Below are 15767 nucleotides of genomic sequence, written 5' to 3' on the forward strand. Positions count from 1 at the left end.
CGGATTATCGGACTGTATCCCGGGGAGGAATGGCGCGGGCTATGGCCAATGCATAGGCCAATTGCAACCGGGCAATGGATGAGTTCATCGCACGGCTTGGCCTGACGTTACGGCACGGCTAGAGCGGTTACACATGCAACAAACGCCTGCCTCGCACACCGCCCTTACCGAACGGATCGATGCCCCCGCCATGCTCGAACAGGTGCAGGCGTGGAGCGCGATCAATACCGGCACCGCGAATCTGGACGGGCTGGCGAAGCAGGTGGATGCCTTGGTCAATGCATTCTCTGCGCTGCCCGGCGAGATCGAGCTGGTCGAGCCCGCCCCGGTTACCGCCATCGACGCGAACGGGCATGAATTCGCCAAGCCGCATGGCAGGCACATGGTTCTGCGCGTTCGCCCGCAAGCGAATCGCCGCATCCTGCTGACCGGCCACATGGACACGGTCTTCCCAGCCGATCACGCATTCCAGGGCCTGAAATGGCTCGACGGCGAGACCCTCAACGGCCCGGGCGTGGCCGACATGAAGGGCGGGATCGCGGTGATGCTGCAGGCGCTGAAGGCAGCCGAGGCCGCCGGGACGATCGGTGCGCTTGGCTATGACGTGATGATCAATTCGGACGAGGAGACCGGCTCGCTCGCTTCGTCCGGGCTCATCGCCGAACTGGCGCAGGGAAAGCTCGCGGCGCTCACCTATGAACCCGCCGCCCTGCCCGATGGCACGCTGGCGCATGAGCGCGGCGGCACAGGAAACTACTCGATCACCTTCACCGGCAAGAGCGCACATGCCGGGCGCGATCCGCATGAAGGCCGCAACGCCGTGGTCGCCGCGGCAGACCTGATCCTGCGCCTCAAAGGGATGGAGCGCGACGATCTCACCATCAATCCCGCCAAGCTCGAAGGCGGCGCGGCAAACAATGTCGTGCCCGACTATGCCGTGCTGCGTTTCAATATCCGGCCCAAATCGACCGAAGCGATGGAGGGCTTCGAGCGCGATCTCGCGCAAGTCCTCGCCGCGGTCGAACTCGAACACGAAGTCGGGATCCATCGCCACGGCGGAGTCACCCGCCCACCCAAGCCGGTCGATGAGCGGGCGCAGCGCCTGTTCGACCTCGTCAAGGCCTGCGGCGCCGAACTGGGCCAGGCAATCCGCTGGCAAAGCTCTGGCGGGGTGTGCGATGGAAACAATATTGCCGCCTGCGGCGTGCCTGTGGTCGACACAATGGGCGTGCGCGGCGGAGCAATCCATTCGCCCGAAGAATTCCTGATCGTGCCCAGCCTGGCCGAACGTGCTGCGCTGTCCGCGCTTGTCATCACCCGCATTGCCAACGGAGAACTCCATTGACCTTCCGCCTGCGCGCCGCCCGCGCCGACGACCTCGAACCGCTTTACGAGATGGCCAAGCTTACCGGCGGCGGCTTCACCAATCTGCCGCCTGACCGAAATGCGCTCGGCGCCAAGCTGGAACGCGCCGGAACCGCCTTTGCCAATGAAGCCGATGCGCTGGCCGACGAGCAATTCGTGCTGGTGCTGGAGAATTCCGAAACGGGCGCGATCCGCGGCACTTGCCAGTTGATGACCCAGGTGGGGCAGCGTTGGCCGTTCTATTCCTATCGGCTCAACACGCTGACCCAGTATTCGCAGGAGCTCGACCGCACCGTTCGCGCCGAACTGCTGAGCCTCGTCACCGACCTCGAAGGTTCGAGCGAGGTCGGCGGGCTGTTCCTCCACCCCAATGAGCGCGCAGGCGGGCTGGGCCTGCTGCTGGCGCGCAGCCGCTATCTCTTCATCAGGATGCATCGTGCGCGCTTTGCCGACCGCGTGCTGGCGGAACTTCGCGGGATCATCGACGAACGCGGCGGCTCGCCCTTCTGGGACGGGGTCGCAGGCCGGTTCTTCGGGATGAACTTCCAGGAGGCCGATTATTTCAACGCGATCAACGGCAACCAGTTCATCGCCGATTTGATGCCCAAGCATCCGGTCTATGTCGCGATGCTGGATGACGAAGCGCGCAGCGTGATCGGGGTGCCCCACCCCACCGGTCGCGCGGCAATGCGCATGCTAGAGAACGAAGGCTTCCGCTTCGAAGGCTATGTCGACATTTTCGACGGTGGGCCGACCATGACCGCGCGCACCGACGAAGTGAAAAGCGTGGCCGAGGCAGAATCGCGCACGGTCGCCTCGGTCGATTGCGACAAGGGCGAACGCGCGATCATCGCAACAGGCAAGCTTGCGACATTCCGGGCCTGCTTCGGCGCGCGCGCGCTTGGCGAGGACGGGTCGATCGCAATCGATTCGGTGACCGCGGACGTGCTTGGTGTTGGTGTGGGTGACACGGTGTGGAGCGTTACGAGGTGACTCTGCGCGAAATCAATTTCGACGGAATCGTCGGGCCCAGCCATAATTACGCGGGCCTGAGCCTGGGGAACATCGCCAGCGCGAAGCATCAGGGCAATGTCTCATACCCGCGCGCGGCCGCGCTGCAGGGCGTGGCCAAGATGCGCGGAAACCTCGCCCGGCTGGGCGTGCAGGGCTTCCTCCTGCCTTTACCTCGGCCCAATAATGGCTTGCTGCGCGCGCTGGCAGTCGACGAGACTGCCGAGAGGGGCTTGCTCGCCGCAGCATGGTCGGCCAGCAGCATGTGGACCGCCAATGCCGCCACGGTCAGCCCCGCGCCCGACACGGCAGACGGCAAATGCCACCTGACGCCGGCCAACCTCGTCACCATGATCCACCGTGCGCAGGAATGGCCCGACACCAAGCGCCAACTCGAAATCGCCTTCGGCAATCGCGAGCATTTCACCCTGCACGATGCGGTGCCGCCGAGCTTCGGTGACGAAGGCGCGGCCAACCACATGCGACTATGCGCCAGCCATGGTGAACCGGGCGTGGAAGTCTTCGTCTATGGGAGATCCGGTGGCAAATTTCCCGCACGCCAGCATGTCGAGGCCTGCCGGGCGGTGGCCCGCCTGCACGGGCTTGATCCCGAACGCGCAGTATTCATCGAACAGAACCCCGCCGCAATCGAAGCCGGCGCCTTTCACAATGATGTGGTCGCGGTCGCCAATGAGGGCGTGATCTTCGCGCATGAGCTTGCCTTTGCCGACCGGCAGGCCGCCTACGACGCGATGCGCAAGGCCTTCCCGCCGCTTCAGGTGGTCGAGGTTCCCGACAGTGCAGTCAGCCTCGCCGAAGCGATCAAGACCTACCTCTTCAACGCACAGCTCGTAACGCTTCCCGAAGGGGGAATGGCGCTGATCGTGCCCGAAGAATGCCGCGAATCGCCAAGCGTGTGGCGCTGGTGCGAGCAAATGACCGCTTCGAACGGCCCGATCCGCCAGGTAATCCCGGTCGACGTGCGCCAGTCGATGGCCAATGGCGGCGGCCCTGCCTGCCTGCGCCTGCGCGTTGTGGCGGACCCGGCGGCGGTCGATCCGCGCTTCCTTCTCGATGAAGCTAAGGCGGATGTGCTCGAGTCGGTCATCGCGGCGAACTGGCCCGAACAGATCGATCCCGCCGACCTGGGCAAGGAAGTTTTGAAAAACAGTGTCACATCGGCACGTTATGCCCTGCTGGAAGCGCTGGACCTCACCGAACTAGGTTAACGCGCTGGACACCATGCGCGCCATCAATAGGATAACCTCCTGTTAACCAGCCGTGCCTTGTCGCGGCGGATTGGAAAGAGGCTCCTGATGCTGCGCAAGATCGGTCGGCTGTTCGTGATCAAGACGCGCTGGGAAGCGTATCTGATCATCTACGCGCTGGCCCTGGGGGCGATGACCCGCGGCGCGCATTACACGCTCCAATATCCCGGTTTCGGTGGCTATCTGCTCTGGGCTGCGACCGCTGGTGCGGTGTTCCTGGGCGGAGCGAAGATCCTCGACGCGATCCGCTACGAGCAGGAAAAGCGCGAACGCGAAGAGACAAACGAAGCTAGCTAGCTTCGGGCCGCGGCCCGATCAGGCAAAAGCCGTGTCCGAAGGGATCGCTGCAGAAGGCAACATCGGGCAATGCCCCTCCTCCCGCCTTCTGTTCCGCACGCCCACCCGCGCGAACAATTGCAGCGAGCGTCTCTTCAAACTCCTCGACATGGAAATCGGCATGAACCGGCGTCCAGTGCCGTGCATAGTCGCGGATATCGTCTGACCCGGGCGCCGGCCTCGTCCCGGCATCCTTCTGCATCACCCCGATCCGCGCCTTTCCGTTCGTCATGATGACGAAATTCGGCAGCGGCCGCACCCGCTCCTCGAAACCGAGCGCATCGCGATAGAACGCGATCCCCCGATCCAGGTCGGGAACATCGATCGTGACGACAATGTGCATGAGAAACTTCTCCGGCTGAGAAGGTGGGGGATTCTGTTGCTAGGCTCCCCCGGGCCCCCGGTATCCGTTCTGTTGCCCGGTCGGTCCAACCGCGCTTTAGCTTTGTAAATTCAGGCCGTTAGGCCGTCACATTACGCAGCAATAGCGAGTGCTTCGTTATCGTTGGCACTTGTGTGTTTTGAACAGTTTTACGGGGTACTCAGCCCGGGTGAAAACAACGTTTTTCAACACACGTCGATCCTGGTTCGGCCCCGTCATAACCCCCGGATTTCGCCGGGTTTTGTGGTGGAGCCGCCGGGTACTGCCCCCGGGTCCGTTGTGCCTATTGCACGCCGCAGTTTATCACCATAGCCGGCCGAAACCGGCAGGCCCTATATAGGCATTGCAGCATTAATGGGAAGTGGATGGGAGTTTAGGTGCCCGTGTGCGTTTCCTCGCTCATGCGACCTGAAGGTCGCATCGCTGCGGGCGGGCGGTCGCCCTTGCGGCCCTTCGGGCCGAATTGTGCCAGTCGGCAACCGCCCTGCGGAACCTACTTCTTCAGCGCATCGCGGATTTCGGTCAGCAATTCGATCTCGGTCGGGCCGGAGGGTGCGGGCGGCGCCTCTTCCTGCTTCTTCATCAGCTTGTTTGCCTGCCGCACCAGCAGGAAGATCACGAAGGCAAGGATCAGGAAATTGATCAGCGCAGTAAGAAAAGCGCCGTATCCGATCATGGCCGCTCCCGCTTCCTTGAGCGCGGCATAATCGGTCAACGAACCTTCATAGCCCGCAGGCGCGCTGAGCAGGATGAACTTGCTGGTGAAATCGACGCCGCCAAAGATCGCACCGACGAGCGGCATGATGATGTCGCCTGTCAGCGAAGTGACGATCGTGCCGAATGCACCGCCGATGATCACGGCAACCGCCAGGTCGAGCACATTGCCTTTGGCGATGAAGGCCTTGAATTCCGAAAGCATGTTATCCTCCTCATTTAGCCGGGGAAGGCGCGCAGTCTTGCACTGCCCCCCGCGCTTGCCAAGCCTCGGATCTGCTTGAATATCCACAGGGGTGTCCTATAATCCCAACACAGATGCCCGCTCCCCCTGCGCCGGGCCATGTCCGAAAGGAATTCCGATGAATTTCGTCGTTGCACTCCGCCGTTTCGCGCTTGCCGCCGGCCTTGCGCTCAGCCTGTCCGCTTGCGGGATCAATTCTGTCCCTACCGCTGAAGAGAACGCCAAGGCCAAGTGGGCCGATGTAGAGGCGCAGTTCCAGCGCCGGGCGAACCTCATCCCCAATCTCGCGGAAGTGGTCCGCGGCGCCGGTGAAAACGAGCGCTCGATCCTGACCGAAGTGACCGAGGCGCGCGCCCGCGCCACCAGCGTCAACATCGATGCGAACGATCTGGGCGATGCCGAGAAGATGGCCGAATTCCAGGCCGCACAGGCGCAGCTGGGCGCAGGGATCGGCCGCCTGCTGGCAAGCTTCGAGGCCTATCCGCAGATCCAGTCGAACCAGAACTATCTTGCGCTTCAAAGCCAGCTCGAAGGGACGGAAAACCGCATTGCCGTGTCGATCCGCGACTATAACGAGGCGGTTCGCCAGTATAACACCACCATCCGCACCTTCCCCGACATCATCGGCGCGAAGGTGATCCATGGGGCCGAGCCGATGGTGCCTTATGAAGCCGTCACCGAAGGCGCCGAAGTCGCTCCCGAACTCGACATGACATCGGGCAACTGAGCCAGCCGGTGCGCGCGCTTGCGCTGATCCTGGCTGCATTCGCGGCGCTGATTTCCGCACCCGTTGCGGCGCAGGAATTCCCTGCGCTGACCGGGCGCGTGGTCGATGCCGCGAACATCATTCCCGATGCGACCGAGGCCGAACTCAACCGGAAGCTCGAAGAACTCGAAGCGCAAACGCAGCGGCAGTTGGTCATCGCGACCATCCCCGACCTGCAGGGCTATGATATCGCCGATTATGGCTACCAGCTCGGCCGGACGTGGGGGATCGGCGATGCCGAGCGCAATGACGGTGCGCTGCTGATTGTCGCGCCCAGCGAGCGCAAGGTGCGGATCGAGGTCGGCTATGGGCTTGAGGGCTATCTTACCGATGCGCTTTCATCGCTCATCATCAACAACGCGATCCTGCCGCGCGCGCGCGAAGGGGACCTGACCGGCGGGATCGTGGCGGGCACCGATGCGATTATCCAGCAGTTGCAATTGCCGGAAGAAGAAGCGCGCGCCATCGCCGCCGAGGCTGGTGCCAAGCGAGAAAGCGACAGCGGATTCCCGGTTGGCGCGATCTTGTGGATCGCCTTCATCCTGTTCTTCTTCGTGCTGCCGATGCTGCGCGGGCGCCGTAGGCGCAGGCGCTATCGCGGCAAAGGCCGCGACTTCGGCGACACCGTGGGCGACATCATCCTGTGGGAAGTCGGCTCTGCCATCCTGCGCGGCGCTCTATCGGGCGGCGACGACTGGGGTGGCGGCGGAGGCGGCGGCTTCGGTGGAGGCGGTTTTTCGGGCGGCGGCGGCAGTTTCGGGGGCGGTGGCGCCTCCGGGGGGTGGTAAATGGGACGCTATCTGACAAGCGAACAGCACCGGATCGTTTCCGATGCCGTGGCACAAGCCGAACTGCACACCAGCGGCGAGATCGTGACCGTGCTTGCCGATCGCAGCGACGGTTACTCCGATGTCGCGCTGTGGTGGGCGATCGCCGCTGCATTCACCGCGATGACCGTCATCGCTTTGTTCCCGCAATTCTACATGTCGAAACTGGAACTGCTTGGCGGCGGTTGGAACCACCAATGGACGACCGGCGAACTCTTCGGCCTGCTCACCGCAGTCGGCCTGCTCAAGTTCTTCGCCGTGCTACTGGTCCAGCAATGGCAATGGCTCAAATTCGCGCTGATCCCTGCGCCGGTGAAGCATTCCCGCGTGCACGATGCGGCGATCAAACACTTCAAGGTTGGCGCCGAGCGGCGCACCCATGGCCGCACCGGCGTGCTGATCTACCTTTCGATGCGGGAGCACCGCGCCGAGATAGTCGCTGACGAAGCGATTGCGGGGCAAGTCCAGCCCGAGGTCTGGGGCCAGGCCATGGCCGACATGCTCGAGCAGATTCGCCGCGGCTGCATGGCCGAAGGGCTTGCGGCCGGGGTGCGCGACGTTGGCGAAGTGCTGAGCCAGCACTTCCCGCGCGACGAGCATGACGAGAACGAGTTGCCCGACCGGCTGATCGAAGTCTGACGCTCATCGGATGAGTGATCCCGATTCCGCTCCTCCGAGCGACCCCGATGCCGCAAAGCCCGAGACCATCGAGTGGCAGGGCAAGTTCGTCACCGCCAAGACCCGCGGCCGGTGGGAATATGTCGCACGTTCGCGCGGAATTCGCGCCGCCGCCATCATCGCCATCGACGACGAGGGCCATGTCATCCTGGTCGAGCAATATCGCGTGCCGCTGGGGCGCATCTGCCTCGAGATTCCCGCCGGGCTGATCGGCGATGACGAGAGCAAGGCCGGTGAAGCCGACGAAGAGGCCGCGCTTCGCGAGCTGGAGGAAGAAACCGGTTATCGCGCGGCGCGGATCGAGAACCTCGGCGAATTCTATTCCAGCCCCGGCATGGTATCCGAAAGCTTTACCCTGCTGCGCGCGCATGGGCTGACCAAAGTGAGCGAAGGCGGCGGTACCGCCAGCGAGGATATCAGGGTTCACCGCGTGCGCTTGTGCGATTTGCCGCAATTCGTTGCGGAACGGCGCGCGAAGGGGCACGGTGTCGATGTGCGTGTCGCCATGTTGATGGCGGCTGGATTTATCGGAGAGGATTGAAGGCTATGGCAGGACGGTGTGCGGGCAAGCTGGCGCTGGTAACGGGTGCGGCGCAAGGTCTGGGTGCGGCCCATTCGCGGCGGCTGGCGGAAGAAGGCGCGCGGGTGCTGTGCACCGATATCAATGGCGCGGGCGCCGAATCAGTTGCCGCGGCGATCAATGCCGATCTGGGCGCAGGCACAGCCTATGCAGTGCAGCACGACGTCACCGATCCGGTGGCGTGGGAAGCCGCGGTCGAGGCGGCGCGCGACAACCTTGGCGGGCTCAACGTGCTGGTCAACAACGCCGGGATCGGCGTGGGCGGCAATATCGAAACCTGCAAGTTCGAAGACTGGAAGCGCTGCTTCTCGGTGAATGTCGATTCGATCTTCCATGGCTGCCAGAAGGCCCTGCCGCTGATGCGCGAACACGCGCCGGGATCGATCATCAATATTTCGAGCATTGCAGGCCTGATCGCGAGCGACACCATGCCCGCCTACAATTCGTCCAAGGCGGCGGTGTGGATGCTGAGCAAGTCGATCGCGCTCCACTGTGCGAAGAAGAACATGCAGATCCGCTGCAATTCGGTGCACCCCACCTTTGTCGACACGCCGATCCTCGACGGGACCGCGCGCAACCACAATCTCGACAAGGATGTGCTGATGGAAAAGCTGGCCCGGCAGATTCCGCTGAAATTCGTGGGCGAACCCAACGATATCGCCAATGCGGTGGTCTATCTGGCGAGCGATGAAAGCCGCTTCATGACCGGAGCGGAGCTGAAGCTCGACGGCGGCATTTCGGCGATGTGATTTGAAGCGCGCATTCGAATAGCGGATACGAAAGAGGGGCCAAGCTGGCCCCTCCCGGTTTGTTCAAGATCGTTGCGCAGCGGTCCGAAAAACCGGGAACCGCTTTTTCTTCGCTGCGCTCAATCCGCGATCAGCGCGATCGCGAGATAGACCAGGATCAGCGATCCGAAGCCGATCACAGTGCCGGCAACGAAGCCCAGGCGCACCATCAGCGGATCGATCCCGAAGTAATCGGCGATGCCGGCGCATACGCCGAAGATCTTGCCGTCCTGCTTGTCCAGGTGGAAACCGCGACTGGGCGCGCCACCGGCGGGGTTGGGATCGAGCTGGTTCATGCGACTACTCCCGAAAGCGGGGTGGCATAGTCGATAACCGTCGCCATCATGACGGCGGACATCGCGAGCGAAGCGACAGCAGCGAACATGCGGTTGCCGATATCGAAACGGGAAAACATCATCTAACTCCTTTTCTGAACCTTGTGTGCCTGTTCAATCAGGCGAACATGAGGGGGCTGCCGGGAACGATCGTTGCGGCCATCACGGCAGCGGAAAGAACGAGCGAGGTAATCGCGGCAAAAAGCTTGTTGGTGGTGTCTGCATTGAAAAACATTGTCTCTAACTCCTGTTTGTAACTCTCCGACGAAGTATTTCGCGGAACACCCAACTGACTGCAGGAGGTGTGCCAATTTCGAAAAATGGCGGAATTCTGCGGTTTTTTGATTTTCCACCTCACAACACGCCATTCACAGATCCGAAAGGTTGGTTTTTTTCACCATATTTCAGGATCGTTGATTTCACGTCAGTCGAAAGTGGCCAATTCCGCCCGGGATGCTAAGCGCTGGGACAGCCATGGCGCTCGATCGCATCGCCCTTTCGCACTTCCGCAACCACCGCCAGACTGAACTGGGCGGAACGGCGCAGCTCAACCTGCTGGTGGGCGAGAATGGCGCGGGCAAGACCAACATCCTTGAGGCGCTTTCGCTGCTCGCACCGGGGCGCGGATTGCGACGCGCTGCGCTTTCCGAGCTCGCAGGCCCCGATGGTGGCGGCGGATTCCAGATCGGCGCAAGCCTGAACGAGCAAGGCCATGAGAGCGCGCGGATCGGCACTTTCGTCGAGCCGGAGCGGCCCGGGCGGCGGCTGGTCCGCATCAACGGGGCGGAGGCCAGCGCGCAAAGCCTGGGCGAATGGCTCGCAATCGGATGGCTGACCCCGGCAATGGACGGGCTGTTCATGGACAGCGCGGGTGCGCGGCGACGCTATATGGACCGGCTGGCACTGGCGATCGACCCGGCGCATGCGCGCGCCGTGTCGCGCTTCGAGACCGCGCTGCGCGAACGCAACAAGCTGCTCGAAGACAGCCGCGACGCCACCTGGCTCGAAGCAATCGAAGCGCAGTTGGCCGAACACGGCGCGCAAGTGACCGCCGGCCGTGCAGCATTGGTGGCAACACTGACGGACGAGCTGACTGCCCTGCCCGACCAGCCATTCGCCCGCCCGATCCTCACCTACCGCCCCGGTGGCCCCGCCACGCGCGAGGAACTGCGTGCGGAACTCGCGCGCTACCGCAATCGCGACCGGGCTGCCGGACGGACGCTTGCCGGGCCGCATCGCGACGAGCTGGAAGTCGTGATGTCGGGCAGCGGCCAGCTTGCCAGCTCCTGCTCGACCGGCGAGCAAAAGGCGATGCTGATTGCGATCACTCTCGCGCATGCCGCGCTTGCGGCGGAAGGCCGCCCGGGCGTCCTGCTGCTCGACGAGGTCGCCGCGCATCTCGACCCTGTGCGGCGCGCCGCATTGTTCGAGCGGCTGCGGCTCGGCCGCGCACAGTTGTGGCTGACCGGAACCGAACCCGCGCCGTTCGAGGATATACTGGGCGAAGCCGCCGTCTGGCGGATTAGGCGCGGTACCGCAGAACGGCTTTAATCGCTTTCCTCGCCCGGAGGCAGCGCAGCCGAAACCTCGCCAATTGTCGCCGCCACCAATTCTTCGATGCCATCCTCGGTCGGATGGATCCGGTCAGCCTGGAACAGTGACGGGTCCTGGTAGATCGCCTCGAGCCAGAACGGCACCAGCGCCGCGCCATATTCGCGCGCCAGATCCGCATAGAGCGCATCGAATTGCGCCTGGTATTCGGGACCGTAGTTGGGCGGCGCGCGCATTCCCATGACCAGCGCCGGGATGCCGCGCGCCTTGAGCTCAGTAAGAATTGCAGCGAGGTTCGCGCGCGTCTGTTCAGGCGAGAGGCCGCGAAGCAAATCATTGCCGCCCAGTTCCAGAATGAAGAGATCGGGCTTTTCCGCCTGCGCATCGAGCGTAAACTTCAACCGCTGTAGCCCGGCGGCGCTGGTGTCGCCCGAAATGCCCGCATTGGCGACTTGCGCGTTGATCCCGCGCGCGCGCAGCGCAGCCTCCAGCCTTGCCGGATAGCTCGCATCCTTCGCGACATTATAGCCCGCAAAGAGACTGTCCCCGAAGGCGAGGATATTGCGCTCCGGCCCCATTACGGGAACCGTGGCCACTTCCGCTGCATTGGTATCGGAACCCGCGCCTGCCGCATCGTCGGCGGGCACATCTGCCCCACAGGCTGCGAGGAATAGCGCGAGCATGATCGACCAAACGCCTTTTGCCATCTGCGAGTCTCCTTGTGCGGCCCCCTCCCCTATGCGAATGCGTAACCCGTGACAAAGCCCCCTCTCGCAATATCCGCCCGAAATCTCACCCTCACGCTCGGCAGCGATACCGCGCCGGTCGAAATCCTGCGCGGGATCGACCTCGACATCGCTTCGGGCGAAGTCGTGGCGCTGCTTGGTGCATCCGGCTCGGGCAAAAGCTCGCTGATGGCAGTAATGTCCGGCCTTGAACGCGCGACGAGCGGCGCTTTGGTGGTTGCCGGAGCCGATTTCACCTCGATGGACGAGGACGCGCTGGCGCAGGCCCGCCGCGGCCGCATCGGCATCGTGTTGCAAGCGTTCCACCTCTTACCGACCATGACTGCAGCCGAGAATGTCGCCACCCCGATGGAACTGCATGGGGTCGCCGATGCGCGCGAACGCGCAATGGACGAACTGAAGGCAGTCGGCCTGGGCCATCGGCTCGACCATTATCCCACCCAGCTGTCGGGCGGCGAGCAGCAACGCGTAGCCATTGCCCGCGCGATCGCGCCGCGCCCCGAATTGATCTTTGCCGACGAACCCACCGGCAATCTCGACGCTGCCACCGGCAAGGACATCATCGAGCTGTTGTTCGCGCGCCGCGCGGAAACCGGCGCGACCCTGCTGATGATCACGCATGACCGCGCGCTGGCCGAACGGTGCGAGCGGGTCGTCACCATGGCCGACGGCGTGATCGTTTCCGATACCGCTTCCGCCAGCGCCGCAGCATGAGCCAGCACCTGACCTGGGGAGCGGCCTGGCGCATTGCCCGGCGCGATCTCAACGCCCGCTTCAGGGGCCTCAGGCTGCTGCTCGTATGCATTTTCCTAGGCACCGCCGCGCTCGCCGCGATCGGCACGCTGACTGCTGCAATCGAACGCGAACTGGCCAATCGCGGGCAGGAATTGCTCGGCGGCGATCTCGAAGTCGAAGTGTGGCAGCGCGACCTTTCCGATGAGGAAAAGGCGGCGCTGAGCGAATATGGCGAGATCTCGGGCGGCACCCGCATGCAGGCGATGGCCAGCACCGCCAATGCCGCAGCGCCGATCGAACTCAAGGCGGTAGACGCCAAATGGCCGCTCTATGGCACGCTAACGCTCAAGGACGGGCGCAGTGTCGCCGCACCGGCGGCAGGCGAAGCGTGGCTCGGCCAGGGCGCGCTCGACCGGCTGGACATCGCAATGGGCGACCGCTTCCGTGTCGGCACGGCAGAACTTGTCGCGGCCGGGGTGATCGACAACGAGCCCGATCGCCTGTCCGAAGGGTTCCAGCTCGGCCCCACCGTGATCGTGGCCGAGGAATATCCCTTGCGCGCCGGGCTGATTGCGCCGGGCACGCTCTACGAGAGCAAATACCGCGTCGCCTTCAGCGGCACGGAGGATCCGGCGGATGTCGCCGAAGCGCTCGAAGCGCGCTTTCCCAATGCCGGTTTCGATTTCCGCACCCGTGACCGCGCATCACCCGGCGCGGACCGCTTCGTGCGCAACATGAGCGATTTCCTGACCCTTGTCGGGCTTGCCGCGCTGGTGATTGCAGGGATCGGGATCGGCGGTGGGGTCGCATCCTATCTCGATGCGCGGCGCAATTCGATCGCCACGCTCAAGGTGCTCGGCGCTTCGAGCAGAGACATTGTGCGCATCTATGGGCTTCAGGTCGGCGCTGCCGCATTGATCGGAAGCATCGCGGGGATCGCCACCGGCGTACTTGTAACCCCGCTACTGGGCGCTGCTCTGCAAGGCCTGCTGCCGGTCGAAACCGGCTTCGTGATCGAGCCCGCGCCGCTGGCGCTCGCGGCTGCATACGGCCTGCTGGTCGCCTTCGCTTTCGCGGCGACGCCACTCCTGCGCGCCCGCACATTCCCTGCGATGGCGCTGATGCGGGCACGCGTTGCGCCGCTGGCGCGCGACTGGCGCGCGCTGGCATGGACCGGCGCCGGGATCGCCGCGATCTGCGCGCTTGCCCTGCTCACGACGTCGCAGCCCATGCTTTCGGGCGGGTTCCTTATCGGCGCGGGCGGCGCGTTGATCGCGCTGGCGCTGATCGGACTTGCGATCCGCATTGCCGCAAGGCGCGCGCCGCGCACCGCCAATCCCTTGCTGCGCGCAGCAATCGCCAATCTTCACCGCCCCGGCGCACCCACAGGGGCGCTGGTGACCGCGCTCGGCTTCGGCCTTGCCGCCTTCGTGCTGCTCGCTGCGATCCAGAGCGCGATCGACGGCAATATCCAGCAGCGCGTGCCCCGCGAAGCGCCCGACTATTTCGTGCTCGACATCCCGCGCGACGGCGAAAGCGATTTCCGCGCTCTGGTAACCGGGCTCGATCCCAATGCTTCGATCCGCACCGTTCCCGCACTGCGCGGTTCGGTGCTCGCCTATGGCAGCAAGGGCAACATGACCCGCGTCGCCGACCTTGAGGAAATTCCCGAAGGGGCATGGGTGCTGCGCGGCGAACGCGGGCTGACCTATTCGGACAGCTTGCCGCCGGGCAATTCGCTGGTCGAAGGCGAATGGTGGAACGAAGGCTATGACGGCGAGCCGCTGGTTTCGGTAGAGGCCGATTTCGCGCGCGCGATCGACCTCAAGCCCGGCGATTACCTCACCATCGGCGTGCTCGGGATCGAACGCGACGTGCGCGTGGCGAATTTGCGCGTGATCGACTGGGAAAGCATGGGCTTCAACTATGCCCTCGTCTTCTCAAGCAATGCGATCTCCGATGCGCCGCACAACCTCGCCGCGACGATCGAACTGTCGGACAAGAGCGTTTCAGGCGAATTGCTGCGGCAGATGGTGGCACGCTTCCCGTCGAGCTCGATGATCGAAATCGGCCAGGTATTGGTCGAAGCACGCACTATCCTTGAGCAGGTGGGCGCAGCGACGCTGGCTGCCGCCTCGGTCGCGGTCCTGGCCGGGCTCGCGGTGCTGATGGGCGCGATCGCCGCGGCCCGCGCCTCGCGCACCTATGACACGGTGGTCCTGCGCGTGCTCGGCGCAAGCCGCCGCCAGGTACTGGGCATGCAACTCGCCGAATACGGACTGCTCGCCCTATTGCTGGCAGTCGTGGCGCTGGCGCTCGGTTCCACCCTCGCATGGTTCGTGATTACCGAGCTGTTCGAATTCGACTGGCTGCCGAACTGGCGTCAGGTGCTGGGCGTGCTCGGCATCGGGCTGGTGCTGGTACTCGGTTTCGCGCTGGGCGGTTCGCTGCCGCTGCTCAAGGCCAAGCCCGCGCAGGCGCTGCGCGAACTTTGACCCTGAAAAGCAGATGCCGCTGAGGCCGCACGGCCCTATTCTGCTGTTTCGCTGCCGACGAGCTGGCTGTGCACCACCGCACCAAACGTTGACCCGAGCACAGCCAGCAGCACCGCCAGTACCGCGAAGATAACCACCATGCCGAAAATCGCGCCGATGGCGGGGCCGACATCGCCTTGCGACAAGCCCATGATCGTCCCGAAGAACATGGCGAACGGCACGCCGACCGCCACAAGTGCAATGGCGACGAACACCAGCAGCGAGAGGAAAATGCCGAGCACCTTCCCCTTGGTGAGCTGCCAGCTGCGAACAATTGCGGTGATCGGATTTCGTACACCTTCGACTGCCACCACAGGAGGCAGGATGATCAGGCGACAGGCCAGGTAGATCAAGAGCGCGGCCATGGCGATGGCCCAAACTCCCTGTGCGAGCACACCGGCCATTGCCACTCCTTCGCCCACCATGCCAAGCACCAGCAAGCCGACGAGATAGCCCAGCAACAGCAGGACGGTCGTACCCAGCAGCGTGAGCCCATTGGCGAAGCCGGAGCTGAAGGCATCCCCAAAGCTCGTTTGCACCAGCGGCGATGCCATGCGGCTCATCGCGGCACTCTGCGCCGACGCTATGTACACATAGCCGAGGTAGATAATCGCCATGAACAGCAGCATGCCCAGGCCCATCGCGCCAAGGGCATTGGGGTCGCCTTCAAGCGCCGCAACAGACACCGATGCCCCTATAAACATGAATGCGACCGCGGAAACGAACATCTGGATCGCGAAATAAACGAGCCACAATCCAACCAGGCTGCCCAACCGCGCCTTTACTATTTCAAGTACGGTGCCCCAGACCTTGGAAACGCTGACTTGCATGTGATCCCCCTCACAAAGACAAACTGCAAGTCAATGCAACACAATCGCGTCGATTGCGCAATGAAGAAGGGGCCGGC

19 protein-coding genes and 1 other RNA gene are annotated in these 15767 nt (G+C 63.7%); 12 read left to right on the plus strand and 8 right to left on the minus strand.

Features of this window, described 5'->3' with window-relative positions:
- Positions 1-133: 133 nt before the first annotated feature.
- From ACUJ47_RS05985 to ACUJ47_RS06000, 4 genes are all read left to right on the plus strand, one after another.
- On the plus strand, positions 134-1345 hold the full coding sequence (locus tag ACUJ47_RS05985) for a hydrolase (protein WP_445537505.1): 1212 nt from the start codon (positions 134-136) through the stop codon (positions 1343-1345).
- Positions 1342-2358 carry an arginine N-succinyltransferase gene (locus ACUJ47_RS05990; protein ID WP_445537506.1) on the plus strand — a complete coding sequence of 339 codons (1017 nt, stop codon included), beginning with the start codon at positions 1342-1344 and terminating at the stop codon, positions 2356-2358. Before ACUJ47_RS05985 ends, ACUJ47_RS05990 begins: the two co-directional genes overlap by 4 nt.
- Complete coding sequence (locus ACUJ47_RS05995; RefSeq protein ID WP_445538870.1) at positions 2355-3605, plus strand: N-succinylarginine dihydrolase; 1251 nt, start codon at positions 2355-2357, stop codon at positions 3603-3605. The genes ACUJ47_RS05990 and ACUJ47_RS05995 overlap by 4 nt, the downstream gene beginning before the upstream one ends.
- Positions 3606-3692: 87 nt before the next feature.
- The gene (locus ACUJ47_RS06000; protein WP_445537507.1) at positions 3693-3941 is read left to right on the plus strand and encodes a hypothetical protein; all 249 of its coding nucleotides are present in this window, start codon (positions 3693-3695) and stop codon (positions 3939-3941) included.
- On the opposite strand, the gene ACUJ47_RS06005 is transcribed toward ACUJ47_RS06000, so the two are convergent.
- The 3 genes from ACUJ47_RS06005 to mscL form a co-directional block, all read right to left on the minus strand.
- The gene (locus ACUJ47_RS06005; protein ID WP_445537508.1) at positions 3934-4323 is read right to left on the minus strand and encodes a VOC family protein; all 390 of its coding nucleotides are present in this window, start codon (positions 4321-4323) and stop codon (positions 3934-3936) included. The genes ACUJ47_RS06000 and ACUJ47_RS06005 overlap by 8 nt on opposite strands.
- A 58-nt stretch (positions 4324-4381) precedes the next feature.
- Positions 4382-4727, minus strand: a transfer-messenger RNA (tmRNA) gene (gene ssrA / locus ACUJ47_RS06010).
- Positions 4728-4855: 128 nt separating this feature from the next.
- Positions 4856-5281, minus strand: coding sequence for a large conductance mechanosensitive channel protein MscL (mscL, locus tag ACUJ47_RS06015; protein WP_445537509.1), 426 nt, complete (start codon positions 5279-5281; stop codon positions 4856-4858).
- Between the two features lie 157 nt (positions 5282-5438).
- Between mscL and ACUJ47_RS06020 the strand changes: the two genes are divergently transcribed.
- The 5 genes from ACUJ47_RS06020 to ACUJ47_RS06040 are packed head-to-tail and all read left to right on the plus strand — an operon-like array spanning position 5439 to position 8920.
- Positions 5439-6047 (plus strand): LemA family protein, encoded by a 609-nt coding sequence (locus ACUJ47_RS06020; protein ID WP_445537510.1) that lies wholly within the window; start codon positions 5439-5441, stop codon positions 6045-6047.
- An 8-nt stretch (positions 6048-6055) separates the two neighbouring features.
- The gene (locus ACUJ47_RS06025; protein WP_445537511.1) at positions 6056-6874 is read left to right on the plus strand and encodes a TPM domain-containing protein; all 819 of its coding nucleotides are present in this window, start codon (positions 6056-6058) and stop codon (positions 6872-6874) included.
- Complete coding sequence (locus ACUJ47_RS06030) at positions 6875-7552, plus strand: TPM domain-containing protein (protein ID WP_445537512.1); 678 nt, start codon at positions 6875-6877, stop codon at positions 7550-7552.
- Positions 7553-7562: 10 nt separating this feature from the next.
- A complete protein-coding gene (locus ACUJ47_RS06035) occupies positions 7563-8132 on the plus strand; it encodes an NUDIX hydrolase (RefSeq protein WP_445537513.1) in 570 nt (189 codons plus the stop codon).
- Between the two features lie 5 nt (positions 8133-8137).
- On the plus strand, positions 8138-8920 hold the full coding sequence (locus ACUJ47_RS06040) for an SDR family oxidoreductase (RefSeq protein ID WP_445537514.1): 783 nt from the start codon (positions 8138-8140) through the stop codon (positions 8918-8920).
- 119 nt (positions 8921-9039) lie between these two features.
- On the opposite strand, the gene ACUJ47_RS06045 is transcribed toward ACUJ47_RS06040, so the two are convergent.
- From ACUJ47_RS06045 to ACUJ47_RS06055, 3 genes are read right to left on the minus strand one after another with little or no spacing between them, the layout of a single operon-like run.
- Positions 9040-9255 carry a PspC domain-containing protein gene (locus ACUJ47_RS06045; protein ID WP_445537515.1) on the minus strand — a complete coding sequence of 72 codons (216 nt, stop codon included), beginning with the start codon at positions 9253-9255 and terminating at the stop codon, positions 9040-9042.
- Positions 9252-9377 carry a hypothetical protein gene (locus ACUJ47_RS06050; protein ID WP_354144233.1) on the minus strand — a complete coding sequence of 42 codons (126 nt, stop codon included), beginning with the start codon at positions 9375-9377 and terminating at the stop codon, positions 9252-9254. Before ACUJ47_RS06050 ends, ACUJ47_RS06045 begins: the two co-directional genes overlap by 4 nt.
- 35 nt (positions 9378-9412) lie before the next feature.
- On the minus strand, positions 9413-9529 hold the full coding sequence (locus ACUJ47_RS06055; RefSeq protein ID WP_354144232.1) for an enoyl-CoA hydratase: 117 nt from the start codon (positions 9527-9529) through the stop codon (positions 9413-9415).
- Between the two features lie 239 nt (positions 9530-9768).
- Here ACUJ47_RS06055 and recF point away from each other — a divergent pair, with 239 nt between their 5' ends.
- Positions 9769-10845, plus strand: coding sequence for a DNA replication/repair protein RecF (recF, locus tag ACUJ47_RS06060; RefSeq protein ID WP_445537516.1), 1077 nt, complete (start codon positions 9769-9771; stop codon positions 10843-10845).
- On the opposite strand, the gene ACUJ47_RS06065 is transcribed toward recF, so the two are convergent.
- Positions 10842-11552: an arylesterase gene (locus ACUJ47_RS06065; RefSeq protein WP_445537517.1), complete on the minus strand. Its 711-nt coding sequence runs from the start codon at positions 11550-11552 to the stop codon at positions 10842-10844. The genes recF and ACUJ47_RS06065 overlap by 4 nt on opposite strands.
- A gap of 48 nt (positions 11553-11600) precedes the next feature.
- Between ACUJ47_RS06065 and ACUJ47_RS06070 the strand changes: the two genes are divergently transcribed.
- The gene (locus ACUJ47_RS06070) at positions 11601-12305 is read left to right on the plus strand and encodes an ABC transporter ATP-binding protein (protein WP_445537518.1); all 705 of its coding nucleotides are present in this window, start codon (positions 11601-11603) and stop codon (positions 12303-12305) included.
- Complete coding sequence (locus ACUJ47_RS06075) at positions 12302-14821, plus strand: ABC transporter permease (RefSeq protein ID WP_445537519.1); 2520 nt, start codon at positions 12302-12304, stop codon at positions 14819-14821. Before ACUJ47_RS06070 ends, ACUJ47_RS06075 begins: the two co-directional genes overlap by 4 nt.
- Before the next feature lie 35 nt (positions 14822-14856).
- Here the strand turns inward: ACUJ47_RS06075 and ACUJ47_RS06080 are convergent, their stop codons facing one another.
- On the minus strand, positions 14857-15690 hold the full coding sequence (locus ACUJ47_RS06080) for a hypothetical protein (protein WP_445537520.1): 834 nt from the start codon (positions 15688-15690) through the stop codon (positions 14857-14859).
- Positions 15691-15767 lie beyond the last annotated feature (77 nt).

It is taken from the genome of Altererythrobacter sp. Z27, assembly GCF_052683155.1.